The sequence below is a fragment of the Paenibacillus harenae genome (assembly GCF_030812415.1).
Lineage (GTDB): Bacteria > Bacillota > Bacilli > Paenibacillales > Paenibacillaceae > Pristimantibacillus > Pristimantibacillus harenae_A.
In genome coordinates, this window is sequence record NZ_JAUSST010000006.1 from 456783 (window position 1) to 476858 (window position 20076).

A 20076-nucleotide genomic window follows, 5' to 3' on the forward strand; every position below is an offset into this window, starting at 1 on the left:
GAGAATGATGAAAAAAATGGTAAGCCTATCCTTGTTGTTGATTCTGTGTCTAGTCGTTTCGGCTTGCGGCGGGGGCAATACGAACAGTAATGCCGAGAACAATACCTCATCGTCCAACACGCCGGCAACGTCGGAACCGGCAGCCGAAGAACCGGTTAAGAACGAGAAGCTGATTGTCTACACGAACGCGAACTCCGACGGCCGCGGCGAATGGCTGATCGAGAAAGCGAAAAGCGCCGGCTTCGAGATTGAAATCGTCGGAGCGGGCGGCGCCAATCTGACGAGCCGGTTGATCGCGGAGAAGAACAATCCGATTGCGGACGTCGTATACGGCTTGAACAATATGCTCTATGAAACCTTGAAGAAGGAAAACGTTCTGATTCAACATGTGCCGCAGTGGGCCGGAGAAGTGGAGACGGGCTTGAACGATCCCGAAGGCTTCTATCATGGTCTTGTGAAGCAAGCGATTCTGCTTGGCTACAATCCGGAACAATTCACGGCCGAAACCGCGCCTAAGGATTGGACGGATCTGTACAAAAACGAAGCGTTCAAAGGCAAATACGAAGCGCCTACTTTGCTCGGACAAATTACGCCGCAGCTCGTCGTAGCCGGCATACTGACCAGACACCAGGATTCGAACGGCGACCTCGGCATTTCCGAAGAAGGCTGGAATGAAGTGAAGCAATTGTTCGACAACGGAGTGAGAGCGGTCGAAGGCGAAGATTTCTACGCCAATCTGGCAAGCGGCAAGACTCCGCTTGGAGCGGTCGTTTCCGGTACGCTCGGCAGCAAGGAAGAGCAGTATAAAGTGAAGGCGGGCACCGTAAGTCCGGAAATCGGCGTTCCTATGATCGTGGAGCACGCGGCGATCGTGAACGGAACCAAGAAGCTTGAAACGGCAAAGCGGTTCGTCGAGTGGATGGGAACGTCCGAAGTCCAAGGAGAATTCGCCGCTCAGTTCAACTCCATGCCCGCGAATACGAAAGCAGCCGAGCAAGCCAATGAGTCCGTGAAGGAATTGTATGCGAGTTTGAAAGCACAGCCTTTGGATTGGGGCTTCATTGCCGACAACATCGGACAATGGGTGGAGAAAATCGAATTGCAGATCATGCAATAGAGGCAGCTATGATAACATTTAACGATATTCAAATAAAGTTCGGTGATTTCCATGCGATCAAGAACCTCAATCTGCATATCGAAGAAGGCGAATTTTTTACTTTCCTCGGTCCGTCCGGCTGCGGGAAAACGACGATTCTTCGCGGTTTGGTCGGATTTATCAATCCTACGAGCGGACAGATCAGGTTAAGAGACAAGGACATTACCCATGTGCCCATCGAAAAAAGAGGGATCGGCATGGTATTCCAAAGTTATGCGCTGTTTCCGACGATGAACGTGTATGAGAATATAGCCTTCGGCATGCGCGTCAAGAAGGCCTCGAAGGAAGAAATAGACCGCGAAGTGAGGGACATTGCCCGGAAGGTGGATTTGAAGGAGGATCAGCTATTCAAGAAAGTATCGGAATTGTCCGGCGGCCAGCAGCAACGCGTTGCTATCGCGAGAGCGCTGATTCTAAAGCCGAGCATTCTTGCTCTGGACGAACCTTTATCCAATCTGGACGCCAAGCTAAGGGTGCAATTGCGAAACGAGTTGAAAAGTCTTCAAAAGAAGTTCGGGATTACGACGATCTACGTCACCCATGATCAGGAAGAAGCGTTGACCTTATCCGACCGTATCGCCGTATTCAACAATGGAATCGTAGAACAAGTCGATACTCCCGAGCAAGTTTATAATCAATCCAAGACGGAATTCGTATGCAATTTTATTGGCGATATCAATAAGATTGATCGGCAGATGATCCAAAACAGCCGATTGAAGGACGCTATCGATCCTAACAAAATAGCCTATATCCGTAACGAAAAAGTGAGCTTGCATCCTCTTCCGGGGGCAGATGCCGTGCAATTGAAGGGGACTATCGCGGATCAGGAGTTTTACGGATTGTACAGCAAATACGTCATCGAGGTAGCCGGCGGGGGAGAACTCAAGACCATCGAGAAGGAAAGCGGATTTGCCCGGCATAACGTCGGAGACGAGATTGATATCTATATCAAGACCAGCGATATTCTGCAGTACTAGGGAAGGAGGAAGCGGGTTGATTGCAATTAAAACGAAGAAAAGGCTAACATCCGTCAATCCGACCTCGCTTGCGTTATACGGTCTGATCGCTTGGTTTGTCGTTGCCTTTCTGATCTATCCGAACATCAATATCTATTATGAAATCTTCTTTAAGGACGGCAATTTTTCGCTCGAGGCGGCGGAGAAGCTGCTGTCGTCCGAACGCGCGATGAGGAGCTTGTATAACAGCTTTATACTTGCCGTGTCCCTTGTTTTTACGGTGAATATCGTTGGTGTTGCCCTGGTGCTGATCTCGGAGTATTTCGATATCAAAGGCGCGAAGATTTTAAGGCTTGGCTATTTTACGACCCTGATCTATAGCGGCGTCGTTCTAGTGTCCGGGTATAAATTCGTTTATGGCGAAACGGGCTTCATGACCAAGCTGTTGGTTGGTTTGTTTCCTGCCTTTGATCCGACGTGGTTTCACGGCTACTGGGCCGTTCTATTCGTCATGACCTTTGCCTGCACGTCCAACCATGTCCTGTTTCTAAGCAATGCGATTCGCAAAATCGATTTTCAAACCGTGGAAGCGGCGAAAAACATGTGCGCATCAACCTTTTATATTTTATGGAGGGTTGTTCTGCCGGTCTTGAAGCCTACGATGTTCGCGCTGACGATTCTGATCTTCCTGACGGGCCTCGCGGCAACGTCCGCTCCTCTGATCCTGGGCGGGGCCGAGTTTCAAACGATTACGCCGATGATCCTCACTTTTTCGAACAGCGTGTCTTCCCGAGATTTAGCCGCGCTGCTGGCGCTCATTCTAGGCCTGGCCACATTGGTGCTGTTAACCATTATGATCCGGTTCGAACGGAAAGGGAATTTCATGTCCGTTTCCAAAGTGAAATCGGAGATGGTCAAGCAGAAAATCAACAATAGGTTCGGAAACATTGCCGCGCATATCGCGGCGTACTGCCTGTTTCTCCTTTATATCATTCCGGTTGTACTTATTGTCGTCTTTTCGTTCACGGATGCGCACAGCATATCAACGGCAACGCTCAGCCTTGGCAGCTTCTCCTTGAGCAATTACATGACGGTGTTCTCCGACATGTCGGCGTTTAAGCCATATCTTGTCAGCATCGTTTACGCGGCCGCGGCATCGGTCACCGTTGTTGCGTTGGCCTTGGCGGCTTCGCGAATTTTGCATAAGTACAAGAACAAGTGGACATTCGCGTTGGAGTATTCGCTGTTGATCCCTTGGATGCTGCCTTCGACATTAATCGCGATCGGCCTGATCGTAACGTTTAATACGCCAAGATTTATTATCGGAAATTCGATCTTAGTGGGGACGGTTTGGATGCTGTTTCTTGCTTATGTCATCGTGCACATCCCATTTACCCTCCGAATGGTGAAGGCGTCCTTCTTCAGTCTGGACGGCAATCTGGAGGATGCGGCGAAAAATTTGGGCGCCAAAACGTTCTATACGTTCAGAAAAGTATTGTTGCCCATTATACTCCCGTCAACGCTTGCCGTTCTTGCTTTGAATTTCAACGGTATATTGGCGGATTACGATCTTACCGTGTTCCTTTATCATCCTTTGTACCAGCCGCTTGGCATCGTAATCAAGAACAGTACGGATACGCAGGCTCTGGCCGACACCAAAGCGTTAACGTTGGTCTATTCCGTTATCTTGATGATCATGTCCGCGATTACGTTATATTTGGTTTATGGAAGAAAAAGCAGGGTTTAGAGAGCGTTTCATTGGTACGAATAACCCCGCCTCCAAGGAAGCGGGGTTATTGCATATGAAATCAACCTTTGACTGCTCCTGCTGTCAGACCGCTTACGATATACTTCTGGGCGAACAGATACAGGATGAGCACCGGCAGCGAGGTCATGACCAGATCGGCGAAGATCAGGTTCCAGTCGCGGCTGTATTTGCCGTAGAAATTGTATACGGACAACGGCATCGTCCACGTAGAGCTGTCCGTCAGGAAATAGAGCGGAATCGTGATGTCGTTCCATACGGACATAAATACCATGATGGCGACCGTTGCGTTGACCGGTACGATCAACGGCGTAATAATGCGGAAGAAGACCGAGAACAAATTCGCTCCCTCCAGAAACGCCACCTCATCGAGCACCTTCGGTATCGATTTGATAAACCCGCTGTACAGGAACATGCTGAAAGCCGTATTAAGGGCAGCATAGATAAAGATGACGCTAGTCACGCTGCCATAGAAGCCCATCCATTGCACGACGCGAATCGTCGTTATCGTCGACATCGGAGCGATCAGCCCCATGAAGAAGAACAGGTACAAGTAGCTCGACAGCTTGCTCTCCCTGCGGGCCAGAATGAAGGCCGCCGCGGAGGAGGTCACGATATTCAGAATGGAGGAAACGCCGGTTATGACGATACCGTTCAGGAACGCCCTGCCCAGCCCGCCCTCCTGGAATACTTTCACGTAGTTGGAGAACAGCCATTTGTCAGGCAGCCTGATCGTAAACTTCGTTACCTCCGCGCTTGTCATGAAAGAGCCGAAGATCATCATCAGCAGAGGCAAAATAATGGCTAGAGAAGCGATAAGCAGAAAGATTTCCACCGCATAGTTGCGCAGCGCCAGCTTGCGTTTGAAGATCATTATTCAGCAACCTCCTTGCGCCGCATAAAGATCAGAAGCGGAATCGAAATAATGGTAACGATAATGAAAAGCAGCGTATTGATCGCCGTGCCAAGTCCCCAGCTGCCTTCGCCGAACGCCCGCAATATAATCGTTCCGACGACTTGCGAAGCATTGCCGGGGCCGCCGCCCGTCAGGACGAATACCTCGGAGAATACTTTCAGGCCGCCGATGAGCGTGAGCATCAGGTTAATGTTGATAGCGGGCAGCAGGAGCGGCAGCGTTATATGGATGAAGCTTTTCCACAAACCGGCTCCGTCGATCGTGGCCGCCTCGTAATATTCTTTGGAGATGGATTGAAGCCCGGCCAAATAAATCGCCATTTGGAAGCCCGTGTGCTGCCAGATGGATACGGCTGCAACCGTCCAAATAACGATAGAAGGATCGGTCAACCAAGCCTGGCTGAAAGAGCCGAGGCCGATCGTCTCGAACATCCGGTTAATCATGCCCTCCGTGCGCAGCATCGGAGTGAATACGATACTGATGACAAGGACGCTCAGAATCGACGGCGAATAGAAGATCGCTCGAAGAAAATTTCGCGTTTTTAGGCGCATGTTCAGAGCAACCGCGAGCGCTATGGCGAGAACGTTTTTGCCGATTACGGTTACGATTGCAAAAATAAGCGTGTTTTTCATGGCGAGCAGAAGCGTTTCATCCGAAAAAATTCTTTTGAAATTATCCCAGCCGATATACGTGATCGTGTCGCGGTCAAGCCGCCAATCGGTGAAGGAATAGTAGAAGCCGATAATGGCCGGTACTACGAAAAACACGGAATAGATAAGCAATGCGGGCCAGACCAGATAGTAGGCATACATGCTTTTGGATCGTTTCAACATCGCACATCCCACCAAGCGTCTATATTTTTGATCATTAAGCGCAAACTGCCGCCGCTAACGGGCAGCGGCAGCAGCATTTCCTCCATTATGAATGAACGTTCCAGCTTAGAAGCCTTCTACGCCTTTATCCTTCATAAGCTCGGCAAATTTCGTGTTCCATGCTTCCAGCACTTGCTTCGGCGTTTTTGCGCCAGTGAATTCATCCTGCAAGCTTCTGTAAAGCTCGCTGCGGTCAACCAGCATGAAAGCGTCGGTCGTCAAAGTCGTCAGCTTAGGCGTAATGTAGTTGTCGACAATCTCCTGCTTGTAAGCCGGAAGCTCGGGCGTCGTGACGTCGTTCAAGTTGGATACATAGGCTTGCTGATCAACGATCTTCTGCGCGACTTCCTTCGATGCGATATATTCGAGGAATTTTTTCGCTTCAGCCATATGTTTCGCTTTTTTAGGAATGAACAGCTGTCCGCCAAGCGGGCTTGCGCCAAGTTTGGCATCTTGATCGGAAGGAATCGCGAACAAGCCAAGGCTCAGAGACGGGTCTTGCTTGCTGACGCTTTCGATCAGCCAGTCGCCCATGAACATCATCGCAACTTCCTTGTTCAGGAATTTGCCTACGGCCATGTCGTAGCTGTCGCTCAAAATATCCGCGTTCGTGTAGCCTTTTTTGTACACTTGGTATTGCTGGTCCAAAAATTTCTCGAATTCAGGCACGTCGGTCCATTTTCTTTTGTTGCCGTTCAAGTCGTCGAACAGCGTTGGATCGTTTTTCGCGGCATAGTCGGCAAATGCTGCCGCCGGCCAAATGTTCGCCGCCCATGCATCCTTGAACGGCATAAATACCGGTGTTACGCCGCTTGCTTTGATCGCTTCGCACACGGCGAGGAACTCTTCGAAGGTTTTAGGGATTTCGAGGCCCAATTCCTTGAACATATCCTTGTTGTAGACAACGCCTTGCATCCCCGTATCTTGACTAACGTGGAAGCTGTATACGTGGCCGTAAGCCGACAATACGTCTTTGTTCAGAATCCGGCTTACCCAAGGCTCGTTGTCAAGAATCTCGAAATTGCGCTCCAGGTTCAAGTCGGTCGTTGCGCTTGCCAGGTTATATTGGACAATATCCGGCGTTTCATCGACGGCAAGCTTCGTTTGCAGCACGGTTGTCGTTTGCTCTGCCGGAAGCAGTTGAAGATTAACCTTTATATTGGTTGCCGCCTCGAACTCGTCGAGCAGCGATTGCGCTACGAACGCTGAATCCTGCGAGCTTTTGGAAATCGCCAGCTCGATCGTTACCTTCTCGCCTTTGCCGCCGTTTCCGGTGTTGCCGGATTCATTGTTGCTTAAGTTGTTCGCACCGCAGGCTGCGAGCGATACCGCCAGTAATGCCGTAACGATGCTTACTGTCATTTTTTTAGTTTTTGTTTTCAATGTAATTCCCCCTCTGTGCGTTTGTAGCCGCGTGCATGAGATAGCTGCTTACAGGATTGATTATAGGGCCTGGATCAGGCAAGGTACATGATCCCCATTTACAATCCATGTGTAATATTCTGAACTAACTTTAAGCTTGTTCATCCGAGAGGCGTAATGGTAAAGTAGGAGCATTAATGACGGCTGGGGTGATCATTTTGAGGTTTTTACAAAAGAGGAGAGGTTTGTTCGCTTTTCGCGCAAGCCTGCAAACCAAGGTTTTCCTGACCTTTCTGGTGCTGCTCCTAATCGTGCTTTGCTGCTTTCTTGCCTACGTTAACTGGCTGGTAATCAAGCCGCTTAAGGAACGAAACGAAAACGAAAAGCTGCTCACCGCAGCCAATATAAGCAATCAGCTTGACGAATATATCAATAGCCAAAATCAGCTATCGCACCGTATTTTATCCAACAGGCGAATTTTCGATACTTTATCCGCGGGATACAAGTCGACCTACACCATCGAAGGCTTGAAGCAAAGCCGCGAGCTGAAGGCGATGATGTTCGAGGCCATCGGGCCGAGCATGAACATCAGGGATATGACGATCTATAATCTCGACGGCAAAGCCATCGCTTCCTACATCGGTCTCCTTTCGGATGCGCCTTCCGTCGAAGCCTATATGAACGAATACTCAGACGCCATGTCTATGCTTCAAAGCAGTTATATGCTAAGCAAACAACCGTCCGGCAAGACGATCTTTACGCGTGCTATTATTAACCAAAACGGGCAAACCTTCGGTTATTTGACAATCGAGCTGGACAAGTCTTATCTGCAAATGCCGACCAGGGACATCGCTACCGGCGACATCTATATCATCGATCAAGATAAGCAAGTCATCTCGAGCTCCAGCGGCGCCAAAACGGGCAGCGAGCAGCCAAAGCTGATGACGGCCAGCGATGAAAACAGCGGCATGTATATGGATCACTCCCGAAATTATATTGCCTACCGCACGTCGCTAAGCACGGGCTGGACAACCTATGTCGTAACGCCGCGCCAGGATGTTCTCGGACCGGTCAATTCGGTCAAATATCTATCGATTCTGCTATTCACGGCCTTAATGCTGTTTTCTTTCGCCTATATTTATTTGTCCAGCAAAAATCTGCTGCTCCCGATTCGCAAGCTGCGCAGCCAAATTTCCCGGATTCAGTACGGCAATCTGAACATTAAAGTGGATAATCGTGCTCATAACAATGAGCTGATCGCGCTGAACGAATCCTTCCAGGAGCTGCTTGACAGGCTTCAGCAATCGATCGAACGCGAGAAGCTCGCGCTTCATGAAGAGGTGAAAGCGCGCAACTCGGCGCTGCAAGCGCAAATCGCGCCGCACTTTATTCATAACGTTCTCTACTTGATCAGCATCGCTGCGCAGGAGGGCAAGAACAATGCGGTATCCGATATGTGCAAGCATTTGTCCGACAGCCTGCGCTACATTGTGTCTTCTCCCTATGAGCATGTCACGCTGGAAGAAGAACTAGAGCATACCAGACATTACTTGTCGCTCGTTCAGCACAATTACGAGGACGATCTGGAGTGGGAGATTATTGCCGATGAATCGGCCAAGCTCATTCAGCTGCCGCGTCTCGTCATTCAGCCCTTTGTCGAGAATTGCATCGAGCACGCTTTCGACAATGCCGATCCGCCATGGCGGATTCAAATTCGCGTCAAACTGTACAATGGCGTGTGGGCTATTGAAATTAGCGATAATGGGGAAGGCATAGCAGCGGATAAAATAAAGGAAATCATGGACAACATCGATAATTCCGATGAAAGAACGCATGAACTGCACCTGCACAAGTCGGGCTTTGGAAATATGGGAGTGGTTAATACGGTGAATCGGCTTAAGCTGATGTACAAAAACCGCCTCTTTTTCAACATTTACAACAATACCGATGAATGGCGGGGCACAACCATACAAATTATCGGATCCCTGACGAAGGACTTCTATTAAGCGGGAGGGAGAGGAAGCCATGTTTACGGCGATTATTGCAGAGGACAGCAAGCCGATCTTGCGCAACATTAAGGCGCTGCTTGAATCGTCCCAGCTGGAGATTCGGGTTGTCGCGACCGCCTACAATGGCGAGGAGGCGCTGGACTATTTGCATGAACATCCGGTGGATATCCTGTTAACCGACATCCGGATGCCGAAGCTCGACGGGCTGGCGCTGATCGAACAAGCCAAGCTGCTGCATCCGCAGCTTAAAGTGCTGCTCATCAGCAGCTACAGTGACTTCGAATATACGCGCAAGGCGCTTAATTTACAAGTATTCGACTACCTTCTAAAGCCTGTGGAGCGTCCCCAGCTTCTGGAGGTCATGGAGCGCATGATCGACCAACTGAAGAAAGACAAGAGGAGCGAGCTGGAACCGCTCCGCGGGATGGTTGATCCGGCTTACTTGCACGCCTTCGAGCTTAGCTCCGATCCCCTTGAGCAGATCAGCTTTTTATTTGTGCTTGGCAAGCAGCCTTTTACGGAAGGAGCCGATAAATGGCACGCCCAGCTGCTGCAGAACGAGCTGTCTGCTGCAAGCGCCCCTTATAAATGCCGGGTGCTCCCGTTAAACGCATCCAATCGCTTTATCGTGCTGCTGCAAAAGGCGGTCAAAGAAAAATTCCCTACGGCCGCTGCCTGGATGAATGCCGTCCGCAGCCGTCTGCTTGAGATCGGTGTCCACTTATCAATGGCAGGCAGCTTCCAAACCGTTGAACGGGACAAAATGGGGCCGCACTGCGAGCAATACGGTCGGAAGCTTGATAACGAGCTTAACCTTACGGCTTCCGTGCTTCTTGACACCGATTTCCCTATCGTGCAGCAACGCTGGGATAACAAAGCTCTCATCAGAGATTTCATAGATATGATCCATCAGCGTCAGAAGGAGCGATTTACCTTAAAGCTCGCCGAGCAATTGCAAAAGTGGCAAACGGAGAACAGACGAATAGGGGAGCTTGAGGATTTGCTGAACGAATTAACAAACGCATTTATTCAAGCATTGCCCGAGGATGAGTTGGAAGAGCGGATGAATCTTGCGGCAGACATTCCGAATATGTTCGAGCCGGAAAGCTACTCCCATTTCAGCTCCGAACTGCTCAAGTGGTCGGAGAAAAGCTTTGAACTGCTCCATGCCCGCAATCGAAAAAGCGGAGAGGAGCTGTTCGCGCAAATTAACGGCTATGTGCTGCTTCACAAATATTCGCAGCTCTCTATTGCCGATTTGGCCCAGAAGTTCCATGTCAGTCCGTCCTATATTAGCCGCATTATTAAGCGGTATACGAACAGCACCTTTGTGCACTATTACATGCAGTTAAAAATCGAGGAAGCCTGCAGACTGATGGAAGCCAAGCCGGAGCTAATGGTAAAGGAAGTGTCCGATGCGCTTTCGTTTAGCGATCAGCACTATTTCTCCCGTGTTTTCAAGGAATATGCAGGCTGCAGCCCGACCGAGTACAAGGAAAAGCTTCGTTCACAAACGTGAAGGCGCATAATAGTACGATTATACGAATGATTCGCAGATTTTCGTATTATATTATCTATGGTTACTAATCTGGAAGACGAAGTATACATGGGGAGAGGGATCGCAATGTGGGACCGTAGTGAACTAAAACGAAAAGCTAAAGAGGTGCTGCGAACATCGTATTGGAAGGCTTTTTTGGTCAGTATTATACTGGTATTCGTCGGTGGGGGCGGCAGCCCTCCGAGCTTTAACTTAAACTTTGGATCATCCGGTTCCTCCGGCCCCTCCGGCATGGACGTGGATTGGGAAGCCCTGGCGCCTTTCCTTGCTATCGCAATAATCGTTTTTATTGTTGTTTTTGTGTTCGCGCTTGCGTTTCGTATCTTTCTCTGTTTTCCCCTTGAGGTTGGTTCGATGCGTTACTTCAAGCAATCGGCGGAACATGAGGTGAATCTCAACCATTTAGGCTTTGCGTTTAACAAGCAAAGATATTGGGATATCGTGAAATCGATGCTCTGGAGAGGTTTTCTGAACTTCTTATGGTTTCTGCTCCTCATCATCCCGGGCATCGTAAAATCTTACGCATACAGCATGGTACCGTTCATTTTGGCGGACAACCCTAACATTGGCTACAGGCGCGCGGTGGATTTAAGCAAGCAAATGACTCGGGGACATAAGTTTCGCATATTCGTGCTTGATCTAAGCTTTCTCGGCTGGATCCTTCTCGGCCTGTTGGTATTCTTCATCGGCGTCTTGTTTGTGATGCCCTATATCAATGCCACGAAGGCGGAGCTTTACTTGCGGTTACGTGAACAGGCGCTGAAGGACGGTCTGACAACCGTAGAAGAACTGAGGCTCAAACGGATACCTGTCCTTTAAATCAAGTACACCTGCCGTTATCGCGGTGTCCGCAACGACAGGGTTTGGGGGCTGCGACAGGTTGCCGTAGGGCAGGCTGTCGCAGCCCTCTTCGGGTTCTCCATTCAAGAGCTTTTCTTCCGCTCCTGAAAGATATGGTCAATCGGACTCAAACCCGTTCCAGATGATTGTTTGCTCTACCGGGAAGCGGGAGGTAGGCCGGGCAGGTTTAGCCGCCTTGCCAATGGCTACGAGCAGGACCGGAACATAACGCGGCGGGACATTGAACGCTTTGACGAAGGCGTCGGCATCGAAGCCGACCATCGGACCCGAGTCGAGATCTTTCGCTTTCGCGGCCAGCATAAGCTGCATAGCCGCCAGCGATGCGTTGCGAATGGCTTCGTCGCGCCGATAGGAGGAAGATTCGCTTGCCGCATAAGCCTCTTCGATTTGAGCGAACAGGATTTGATGGGAAGTGTAGCCTGCGTAAGAATCCTCTAGTCCGGACCGAATGACGGGCCCGTATACGGTTTCGGCATTCCGATTGGCCTCCAAGTCCCCGAGTATGGCGACGGTAACGGAAGAGTCCACGATTTGATTCTGACCATTCGCGATAGGAAGCAGCTTTTCCTTGGCTGTCGCCTCGGTAAAGGCGATGAACTTCCAGTGTTGAAGGTTCCATGACGACGGGGCAGCGCCCGCGACTTCCAAAAGCTCCTTGATTTCTTGTTCGCTGAGTTTGTACGATGCATCAAAATATCTGACGGAATGACGTTCACGGAATAGGGAGAGAAAATCGGTATGAATAGAGGATGACATTCTCGATCGACTCCTTTGAATACTTCTATTGTGTGGTTGTAAATACATGTTAATCCAATACACGATGCGCAACCATAGCGTTTTTTCCAAACTGTATCGTAACACTTTCACGAGTCTTATATAATGAGCAATAGAAAGCGAGGGGGCGAAATGAAAAAATATTTGGATATTCTCTCCGATATAGACCGAAAAATCAATGAAGGACAATTCGTTTCGGGTCAAAAGCTTCCGTCCGTCCGAGATGCCGCCAAGCTGTATGACTGCAGCGTCAGCACGATTACGCGGGCATATGCTGAATTGGAGAAACGCCACGCCATTTACTCGATTGCTCAAAGCGGTTATTACGTGGTGGAAAAGCAGGGGAATCGGTCTAACTTAACGGAGAGCAAGACGATAGATTTTGCCTCCTCGTCACCGGATCCGAGCGTGTTTCCGTATCTGGATTTCCAGCACTGCTTGAACAAAGCTTTAGACATTTACAAATTCGACTTGTTCACCTGCGGCGATTCGAAAGGCATGGAAACGCTTCGTCATACTCTCGTTTCTCATTTGGCCGGAGATCAAGTGTTTGCCAAAGCGGAGAGGATCATCGTAACGGCAGGTGCCAACCAAGCGCTCGAAATATTGGCTAAAATGCCGTTTCCGAACGGAAATTCGGTTATCCTAGTCGAACAGCCGAGCTATGATATTTATATGCGGTTTCTTGAGGCGGAGGGCATTCCGGTATGCGGAATCGCGCGTTCGACGACAGGCATCGATTTACGGGAATTGGAGGAGAAATTCAGACATGGCGGAATCAAGTTTTTCTACACCATGTCTAGGTACCATAGCCCGCTCGGCACCTCGTACAGCGCGAACGAGAGGAAAACGATCGCCCGTCTGGCAAGCAAATATGATATATACGTCGTAGAGGACGATTACATGGCCGATTTGGGCGAAGAAGCGGGCATCGACCCCATTTACTCTTATAACGGTACGTCGCATGTCGTTTATTTAAAAAGCTTCTCAAAAATCATATTTCCGGGTCTCAGGCTCGGCGCCGTCGTTTTGCCGGAAAAGCTGATGGTGTCGTTCTGCGAATACAAAAGATACGCGGATACCTCGCAGCTTTCCCAGGCGGCGCTCGAAGTGTATATAAAAAATGGTATGTACGAGCGGCACAAACGCAAAATATCCAGTCAATATGCTTCGCGGATTCACGTTCTGAACGAGGCGGTGCGGCGGCATAACGATGCAGGATTACTCGAAGTTTCGGATGTTCGTTCCGGTGTGTACGTTCAGTTCAAGCTGCCGCAGGCGGTCAATCTGGAACGCTTGATAGAGCGACTTGCGGCAAAAAATATCATTGTCGTCTCCGGCAAGCGATTTTATCTATCGGATTACAGGGAACGGGAAAAGTTTTTGCGGATCAGCATCTCGCGGGTACAGCCGGAGCAAATCGAGGAAGGGGTTCGGAGCATTGTTGAAGAAGTAAGGCAGGAAGTCAAGTTCCCATCTTAAAATCGACAAAAAGCCCGCACAGAAAGCGGGCTTTTTCAGCGATTAGATACCCAACGACACCCATTTGCGAGTCAGCGCTTTAATGCCGATTGTCGGGTTCGTAATTCCAATACTCATATTGCGCGTCCTTGCGATCCAAGCGGAAACCCAATTTCGTTAAAACGGCGGCAGACCCGATATTGCCGGGTTCGCATCTGGCGACGATACGCTGGACGTTCTCCTGTCCCGAAGCCCAATTCAGCAGTGCGTGCGCGGCCTCGTTGCAATATCCTTTGCGGCGGTGACTTTCATTGGTAGCAAAACCGATTTCGATGATGCCGTTCGGATCGGGATCGCCCAGAAAGCCGATGCCTCCAACGATTTCTTGCGTATCTTTCGCTACCATGATCCAGGAATCGAATCCTCTTGTTCCTTGATTTCGTACCAGGAGCTCACGAAAATAGGGGATCGCTTCATAAAAATCCGGGGTAGGCCATTCGCCATTCGTTTTAAATCCTATGGCTTCTATGGCCTGCGTATCCCTCCGAGCCGCTGCCTCGATGAGGGGGAGGTCGATGGTGTGCATAACCAGCCGTTTGGTTTCTAATTTCAAGGGTTCATTCACCGTTCCTTCTTTTTCGATTTGGGACTTTCCGCAGCACTGCATTTTCCGATTTCCCGGATCATATTCTTTGCTACCCGCATGAAACGGCAAGCCATGAAAAAAACGGCAAATGAACATGAGTTCATTTGCCGCCTATTGGAAGAATAGGATCCGGATGCGCCATGGCGCAAAGGATATAAGACCCACCCCAGGCTTTAAAGATCTCCGCTGTTCTTTACCAATTGTAGAGTAGAGAAATACAACCCAAATCACACAGTCGATTCGACTATGGATGTTGGCTTCTGCAACTCGTTATAAGACTATTGGGTTAAGAACAACAAATCTCTCCTTAGGGTTAGATGACCTTAATTATAGTTATGTGCGTTCAAGCAGTCAATATGATCGAGTTGGATCAAATTGGAACGTTGTTGTATATTTAAATGGTGTCGGAGAACTAAAGCGAAATAAACTACTTAATAGGAGCGGATACGATGAACTTATTTGAGGGCTGTTATGAGAAAACGCTATCTTCGAATTTGCACTGGATAAACGAACCAAGCCATTGGACTTTTCAAGCGGATGGCAGCTTATCGGTCGCTGCGCCTGCAATTGCGGATTTTTTCATCGATCCATCCGGAGAAACCCGCAAAGCTTCCGCTCCCTATCTATATACGCTGCAAAAAGGCGATTTCAGCGTTGTAACCCGCGTCGGCGTAGAGATGAATCAGCAGTACGACTCCGGTTGCCTGATGATTATGGCCGATGACCGCAATTGGGCCAAAGTATGCTTCGAATTTTTTGATGATCAGCCTTCCATTCTGAGCGTTGTCACCAGAAACACCTCGGACGACTGCGTTTCCAGTCCGGTAGAGGTTAAGCAGCCTTATTTGAGAGCAGCGCGTTCCGGAAATTGTTTTGCCTTCCATTATTCGCTCGATGGGGAGCATTGGAAGCTGGTCCGATATTTCGGAATGGACTGCCCCGAGGAAATTAAAGTAGGCGTTGCGGCCCAAGCGCCGATCAGCGACGGATGCCAGGCGAGGTTCGAGCAGCTCGCGATTGCAGCGGCATCTTCAGGAGATATTCGTACAGTAACAGCCGGCAATTAGCATGGAATATCCAAGTGCGCCCCCTAGAATTTTATCCATTCTAAGGGGTGCGATTCAGGATGGTTAACTATATTAAAACACGATGCAAATCTTCCCGAAATACGAACCGCTGGCCATATACTGAAGAGCCTGCAATGCTTGCGAGAAAGGGAATACTCGATCAACGACCGGGTGCAAGCGGTGATGCGAGACAGCGGCGTTCATGTTTTCAAACATTGTACGACTTCCGACGTTAATAGCCTGCAGTCTCGCCTTTCTGATGATCGCAGGGATAATGTCCAAGCCCTCGACGCTGGCCCCCGTTAAAATGCCGACTATACTGATTTGCCCGCCCACCTTCAATGCGGAAAGAGAACGGTTAAGGGTGGCTCCGCCCCCCAGATCGACGATATGATCGGCCCCGTGCCCTTCCGTGTAATCCAAAACGGCTTGATCCCAATCCATCTTCTGCTTGTAATTGATGCCGAAATCTCCGCCAAGCGCTTTTGCCTGCTCGAGCTTCTCGTCGCTGCTGGAAGTCACGATAACTCTGGCGCCCTGCAGCTTGGCGAATTGAAGGGCGAATAAGGAGACGCCGCCCGTGCCTTGAACGACAACGGTATCGCCCGCTTTTACTTTGCCTTCTTCCACGATTGCATGCCAAGCCGTTACGCCGGCGCATGGAAGGGTTGCCGCTTCGGCATCGGTCAGATGTTCGGGAACGCGAACCAGTCCCTCCTCAGGCAGCACGACGTATTCTGCAAGTAAACCGTCGAGAGGGCTGCCCAGCGTAGAAACCCAGTTTTCTTGCGTGGCTTCGCCCGTTTTCCAGCTCTGCGTAAAGATCCCGCTCACGCGCTCTCCGAGTTGAAACTTTGTCGCTTCTTCCCCCAGAGCGACGATTTCGCCGACTCCGTCGGAAACAGGGATAAGAGGCGTGTTCAAGTTTGGGTTATAATACCCGTCAATCACCCCGAGATCCCGCGAATTAAGCGATACGGCTTTCATTCGAATAAGCACTTCGTTCCGCGCAGGACTCGGAATCGCGCGATCGACCTCTACAATATGATCAAGACCAAAGCCTCCTTGAATAACATAGGCTTTCATTTATACATCTCTCCTTACGGTGGAATAGACATATAATAAATCATGCTCTAAAATCTAGTAAGACGGCACTTTAAGGTGGTTAACGAACCTCAAGGTGCGCAAGGAGGGTGGTTAAGTATGAAAACCTCGGACATATCCCTGTCGATCTGCAGCTATACGCATGTGCTCGAAATTATTTCGAATAAGTGGACGGCGCTGGTCATCTATGCCCTGGAGGACGGTACGATCCGGTACGGGGAGATCAAGAGACGCATAGAGGGAATATCGCAAAAAATGCTGACCCAAACCTTGAAGCAGCTGGAACGGGACGGATTAGTCAGCCGAAAGGTTACTCCTACGGTTCCGCCGGTCGTTGAATATACGTTGACACCGCTAGGAGAATCGTTGATTCCGCAGCTTAGGATGTTAAAGGAATGGGCTAGGACGAACTATCCTCAGGTCAAGATTTCCAGAGAAGAGTACGACATAAGAGAAGAAAAATAACTATTGTGTTAAAAACGTTTTTATGCTAAATTGAAAAGCATAAAAACGTTTTTATTGTAAAGGAAGAAGCTAATTATGGGGAAAGTGACCATTAAAGACGTCGCTAGAGAGGCTGGTGTGTCCATCTCGACGGTTTCTAACGCTTTAAATGACGTGGATGTCTTGAATCCGGAGACGAAGCAGCATGTGCTGAACGTTGCGAAGCGTTTGAATTACGTGCCGAACTTGAACGGCAAGTTGTTAAAGTCGGGGACGACGAAGATGCTGGGCTTCTTTACGACCAGCGTCGCCGGACCGTATTTCTATACGCTTGTTGAAGCCATGTCGCGCGAATGCGATCGTCTGGGATACGGCTTGAACGTATTCGTGACGAAGGATAAGCAGGTCATTATGAGCAATATTCTTGGCGGACGGGTCGACGGAGTCATTATTTTCGAAGAACTGAAGATCGACGAGAACGACATTGCCGCGATGAAGGCGGACAAGATCAAAGCGGTGTTCCTCGACCGCAACGTGCAGGACGAGACGATGGGCAGCATCACTTTTGATTCCTATAACGCCGGCTATGAAGCAACCCAATACTTAATCAGTCTCGGGCATCGGAAAATTGCGTTTATTTCCGGCGTGGATACGATGTTCGACAGCGTTCAGCGGAAGAAAGGTTATTTGGCAGCGCTGCGCGACCATCAATATCCGATCGACGAGGACTATATTTTGCATGGCTACTTCGAAGAAGAAAGCTCCTATAATGCGGTGAAAGCCTGTATTCATAAGCATTCCGCCAAGGTTCCTGACGCGTTCCTGGCCGGTAACGACTTGAGCGCGATCGGCGCGATACGCGCCCTGAAGTCCGAGGGCTACGAGGTACCGCATGATATTAGCGTCGTAGGGTTTGACGATATCGATATCGCGCAGTATTTCACGCCGCCGCTCACAACGGTGCGCAACCAGATCGCGCGGCAAGGCCATATGGTCATCGCGCATCTTGTTCGAATGATCCAGAACAAGGAGCAAGGCAAAATCCAGATGCTGCAGGGCGAGCTCGTCGTTCGCGGCTCGAGTCATATAAAACGGGATCGGAATAAGTAAGGCTGCGGCTCTGTCCGCGTGTAACGTAACGTAATGCTGAAGGCTTCCTGGGCGCCATTATTTTTGGCCAAACAGTCACCGGGGAGTTCTCGGCAAAAATAAAAACGTTTTTTGATAACGATTTCATTTTATGTGGAGGAGGCAGAACAGAGTGTATATCAGAGTAAAAGGGTTCATGGTCGATTTCTGGCGGCAGCGGGAGCTTCAATCCATGATCCTTCCGGGCATCGTATTTATGTTTATTTTTTGCTACATCCCGATTTACGGCTTATCGATCGCTTTCAAAAACTATACCGTCATCGATACGCTGGATTCCGCGCCTTGGGTAGGCTTGGACAACTTCAAGATTATTATGTCGGACAAATATTTCTGGGACTCCGTCATCAATACGCTGGGAATCAGCTTCCTGAAGCTGGGCATCGGCTTTATCATTCCGATTATTCTGTCCATTATGATCTACGAGCTGAGCCTCGGACGTTTCAAGAAGTTCGTGCAAACGATTTCGTATTTGCCGCATTTCCTATCCTGGATCGTGCTCGGCGGGATGCTGATTACGTGGTTCTCGACAACGGGCTTGTTCAATCAGATCTTGCTTGGCTTAGGCATCATCTCGCAGCCTAGCAATATTTTGCTCGACCCCAATAAATATTGGTTCATTGCAACGTTGTCGGACATTTGGAAAGAGGCGGGCTGGGGAACGATTCTGTATTTGGCGATCATGGCCAAGATCGATCCGACCTATTACGAAGCGGCCAAAATCGATGGAGCCAATCGGCTCAGACAAATTTGGAATATTACGATTCCGAACATGAAGAGCATCATTAGCTTGAATCTGATTTTGACCGTAAGCGGTCTGTTGGGCTCGAATTTGGATCAGACGCTGGTACTGATGAACTCCCAAAACCGGGAGAAAGCGGAGGTCATTAACTCGTACGTGTACCGCATGGGTATGACGCAGGGCGATTTCTCTTACGCAACCGCTGTCGGGCTTGGCGTTTCGATCGTATCCGTCATTCTGCTAGTGACGGCCAATCGCATTACGAGCAAATTGAATGACAATCAATCCGTGCTATAGGCATCTTGGGGGGAGGTTTCGCTTTGAATACGAAAGCAGTTAGAGGAGATTGGGACAGTCGAGTTTTCGACGCGGTTAATATATGTTTGCTGGTCGTTATTACGATCCTGATCGTTGTTCCGTTGTGGAACGTCATCGTGTCGTCGTTTAGCTCGGGCAGGGCGCTTGCCGAGGGCGGCTTTATTTTTTGGCCGACGGAATTTTCGTTTGAAAACTACCGGGCGGTGTTTCGGGATTCGACCATTTGGCAATCGTTCTTCATTTCGGTTTCCAAAACCGTCATCGGAGTCGTTACCCATGTGTTCTTCTGCGCCATGGTCGGCTACGCCCTCAGCAAGAGCAAGCTTCGCGGCCGCAAGTTCTATGTCGCGCTGGGCGTCATTACGATGTTTTTCTCCGGGGGCATGATTCCGACTTACTTGCTGATCAAATCGCTTGGTTTGTTGAACAGCTTCTGGGTTTATATTATTCCGGCTCTTTTGAGCTTTTACGATGTAATCGTTCTCATGAATTTTTTCAGAAACGTGCCGGACTCGTTGGAGGAATCGGCGAAAATCGACGGAGCGGGCGATTGGCGTATTTTCTTAAGCATCTTCATCCCGCTATCCATGCCGGCTATGGCGACTATCGTATTGTTCAACGGCGTCGGGCAATGGAATGATTTCATGACAACGAAATTGTACGTCACCGATCAATGGCTTTATCCGCTGCAGATGAAGCTGTATGAGATCATCGTGCAGTCGCAAACCCAATCGATGCAAAATGTCGGGGGCTCGGCTGTTATCGAGACGGCTACAAAAGGGGTCCAACTAGCAACGATCGTCATTACGACGCTGCCGATTGTTGTGATGTATCCAATACTTCAAAGGTACTTTATCTCTGGCATGATGCTGGGGGCGGTGAAAGAGTAGAAGAGCAGGCAAGAGGCGTTCAAGAGGGG

General features: G+C 49.6%; 18 protein-coding genes. 12 read left to right on the top strand and 6 right to left on the bottom strand.

From position 1 onward, the window contains the following. Window positions 1-4 precede the first annotated feature (4 nt). The 3 genes from J2T14_RS23025 to J2T14_RS23035 are packed head-to-tail and all read left to right on the top strand — an operon-like array spanning window position 5 to window position 3859. Window positions 5-1117, top strand: coding sequence for an extracellular solute-binding protein (locus tag J2T14_RS23025; RefSeq protein WP_307474541.1), 1113 nt, complete (start codon window positions 5-7; stop codon window positions 1115-1117). Between the two features lie 8 nt (window positions 1118-1125). Continuing rightward, window positions 1126-2133: an ABC transporter ATP-binding protein gene (locus J2T14_RS23030; RefSeq protein ID WP_307474543.1), complete on the top strand. Its 1008-nt coding sequence runs from the start codon at window positions 1126-1128 to the stop codon at window positions 2131-2133. 16 nt (window positions 2134-2149) lie between these two features. Further along, complete coding sequence (locus J2T14_RS23035) at window positions 2150-3859, top strand: ABC transporter permease (RefSeq protein ID WP_307474545.1); 1710 nt, start codon at window positions 2150-2152, stop codon at window positions 3857-3859. 61 nt (window positions 3860-3920) lie between these two features. Here the strand turns inward: J2T14_RS23035 and J2T14_RS23040 are convergent, their stop codons facing one another. From J2T14_RS23040 to J2T14_RS23050, 3 genes are all read right to left on the bottom strand, one after another. After that, a complete protein-coding gene (locus J2T14_RS23040) occupies window positions 3921-4751 on the bottom strand; it encodes a carbohydrate ABC transporter permease (RefSeq protein ID WP_307474547.1) in 831 nt (276 codons plus the stop codon). Beyond that, window positions 4751-5626, bottom strand: a complete 876-nt coding sequence (locus J2T14_RS23045; RefSeq protein ID WP_307474550.1) for a carbohydrate ABC transporter permease — start codon at window positions 5624-5626, stop codon at window positions 4751-4753. Before J2T14_RS23045 ends, J2T14_RS23040 begins: the two co-directional genes overlap by 1 nt. A 105-nt stretch (window positions 5627-5731) precedes the next feature. Then, window positions 5732-7048 (bottom strand): ABC transporter substrate-binding protein, encoded by a 1317-nt coding sequence (locus tag J2T14_RS23050; protein WP_307474552.1) that lies wholly within the window; start codon window positions 7046-7048, stop codon window positions 5732-5734. A gap of 224 nt (window positions 7049-7272) precedes the next feature. Here J2T14_RS23050 and J2T14_RS23055 point away from each other — a divergent pair, with 224 nt between their 5' ends. From J2T14_RS23055 to J2T14_RS23065, 3 genes are all read left to right on the top strand, one after another. Beyond that, a complete protein-coding gene (locus J2T14_RS23055; protein ID WP_307474554.1) occupies window positions 7273-9033 on the top strand; it encodes a sensor histidine kinase in 1761 nt (586 codons plus the stop codon). Window positions 9034-9052: 19 nt separating this feature from the next. After that, window positions 9053-10555 carry a response regulator gene (locus J2T14_RS23060; RefSeq protein ID WP_307474556.1) on the top strand — a complete coding sequence of 501 codons (1503 nt, stop codon included), beginning with the start codon at window positions 9053-9055 and terminating at the stop codon, window positions 10553-10555. 105 nt (window positions 10556-10660) lie between these two features. Then, entirely contained in the window at window positions 10661-11413 is a 753-nt protein-coding gene (locus J2T14_RS23065) for a DUF975 family protein (RefSeq protein ID WP_307474558.1), read from the top strand. Between the two features lie 138 nt (window positions 11414-11551). Here J2T14_RS23065 and J2T14_RS23070 read toward each other — a convergent pair whose 3' ends face one another. Continuing rightward, on the bottom strand, window positions 11552-12211 hold the full coding sequence (locus J2T14_RS23070; protein ID WP_307474560.1) for a nitroreductase family protein: 660 nt from the start codon (window positions 12209-12211) through the stop codon (window positions 11552-11554). Between the two features lie 150 nt (window positions 12212-12361). On the opposite strand from J2T14_RS23070, the gene J2T14_RS23075 reads away from it, so the two are divergent. Then, window positions 12362-13711: an aminotransferase-like domain-containing protein gene (locus tag J2T14_RS23075; RefSeq protein WP_307474562.1), complete on the top strand. Its 1350-nt coding sequence runs from the start codon at window positions 12362-12364 to the stop codon at window positions 13709-13711. A gap of 79 nt (window positions 13712-13790) precedes the next feature. Here the strand turns inward: J2T14_RS23075 and J2T14_RS23080 are convergent, their stop codons facing one another. Next, window positions 13791-14357: a GNAT family N-acetyltransferase gene (locus tag J2T14_RS23080; RefSeq protein WP_307474831.1), complete on the bottom strand. Its 567-nt coding sequence runs from the start codon at window positions 14355-14357 to the stop codon at window positions 13791-13793. Between the two features lie 428 nt (window positions 14358-14785). Here J2T14_RS23080 and J2T14_RS23085 point away from each other — a divergent pair, with 428 nt between their 5' ends. After that, window positions 14786-15403 (top strand): DUF1349 domain-containing protein, encoded by a 618-nt coding sequence (locus J2T14_RS23085; RefSeq protein WP_307474565.1) that lies wholly within the window; start codon window positions 14786-14788, stop codon window positions 15401-15403. Between the two features lie 72 nt (window positions 15404-15475). Here J2T14_RS23085 and J2T14_RS23090 read toward each other — a convergent pair whose 3' ends face one another. Then, on the bottom strand, window positions 15476-16489 hold the full coding sequence (locus tag J2T14_RS23090; protein ID WP_307474567.1) for a zinc-dependent alcohol dehydrogenase family protein: 1014 nt from the start codon (window positions 16487-16489) through the stop codon (window positions 15476-15478). A gap of 117 nt (window positions 16490-16606) precedes the next feature. Here J2T14_RS23090 and J2T14_RS23095 point away from each other — a divergent pair, with 117 nt between their 5' ends. From J2T14_RS23095 to J2T14_RS23110, 4 genes are all read left to right on the top strand, one after another. Beyond that, window positions 16607-16972, top strand: a complete 366-nt coding sequence (locus J2T14_RS23095) for a winged helix-turn-helix transcriptional regulator (RefSeq protein WP_307205932.1) — start codon at window positions 16607-16609, stop codon at window positions 16970-16972. 75 nt (window positions 16973-17047) lie between these two features. Then, a complete protein-coding gene (locus J2T14_RS23100) occupies window positions 17048-18061 on the top strand; it encodes a LacI family DNA-binding transcriptional regulator (protein WP_307474569.1) in 1014 nt (337 codons plus the stop codon). Window positions 18062-18236: 175 nt separating this feature from the next. Then, window positions 18237-19136: an ABC transporter permease gene (locus J2T14_RS23105; RefSeq protein ID WP_373458194.1), complete on the top strand. Its 900-nt coding sequence runs from the start codon at window positions 18237-18239 to the stop codon at window positions 19134-19136. Window positions 19137-19159: 23 nt separating this feature from the next. Further along, window positions 19160-20047, top strand: a complete 888-nt coding sequence (locus J2T14_RS23110) for a carbohydrate ABC transporter permease (RefSeq protein WP_307474573.1) — start codon at window positions 19160-19162, stop codon at window positions 20045-20047. Window positions 20048-20076: the final 29 nt, after the last annotated feature.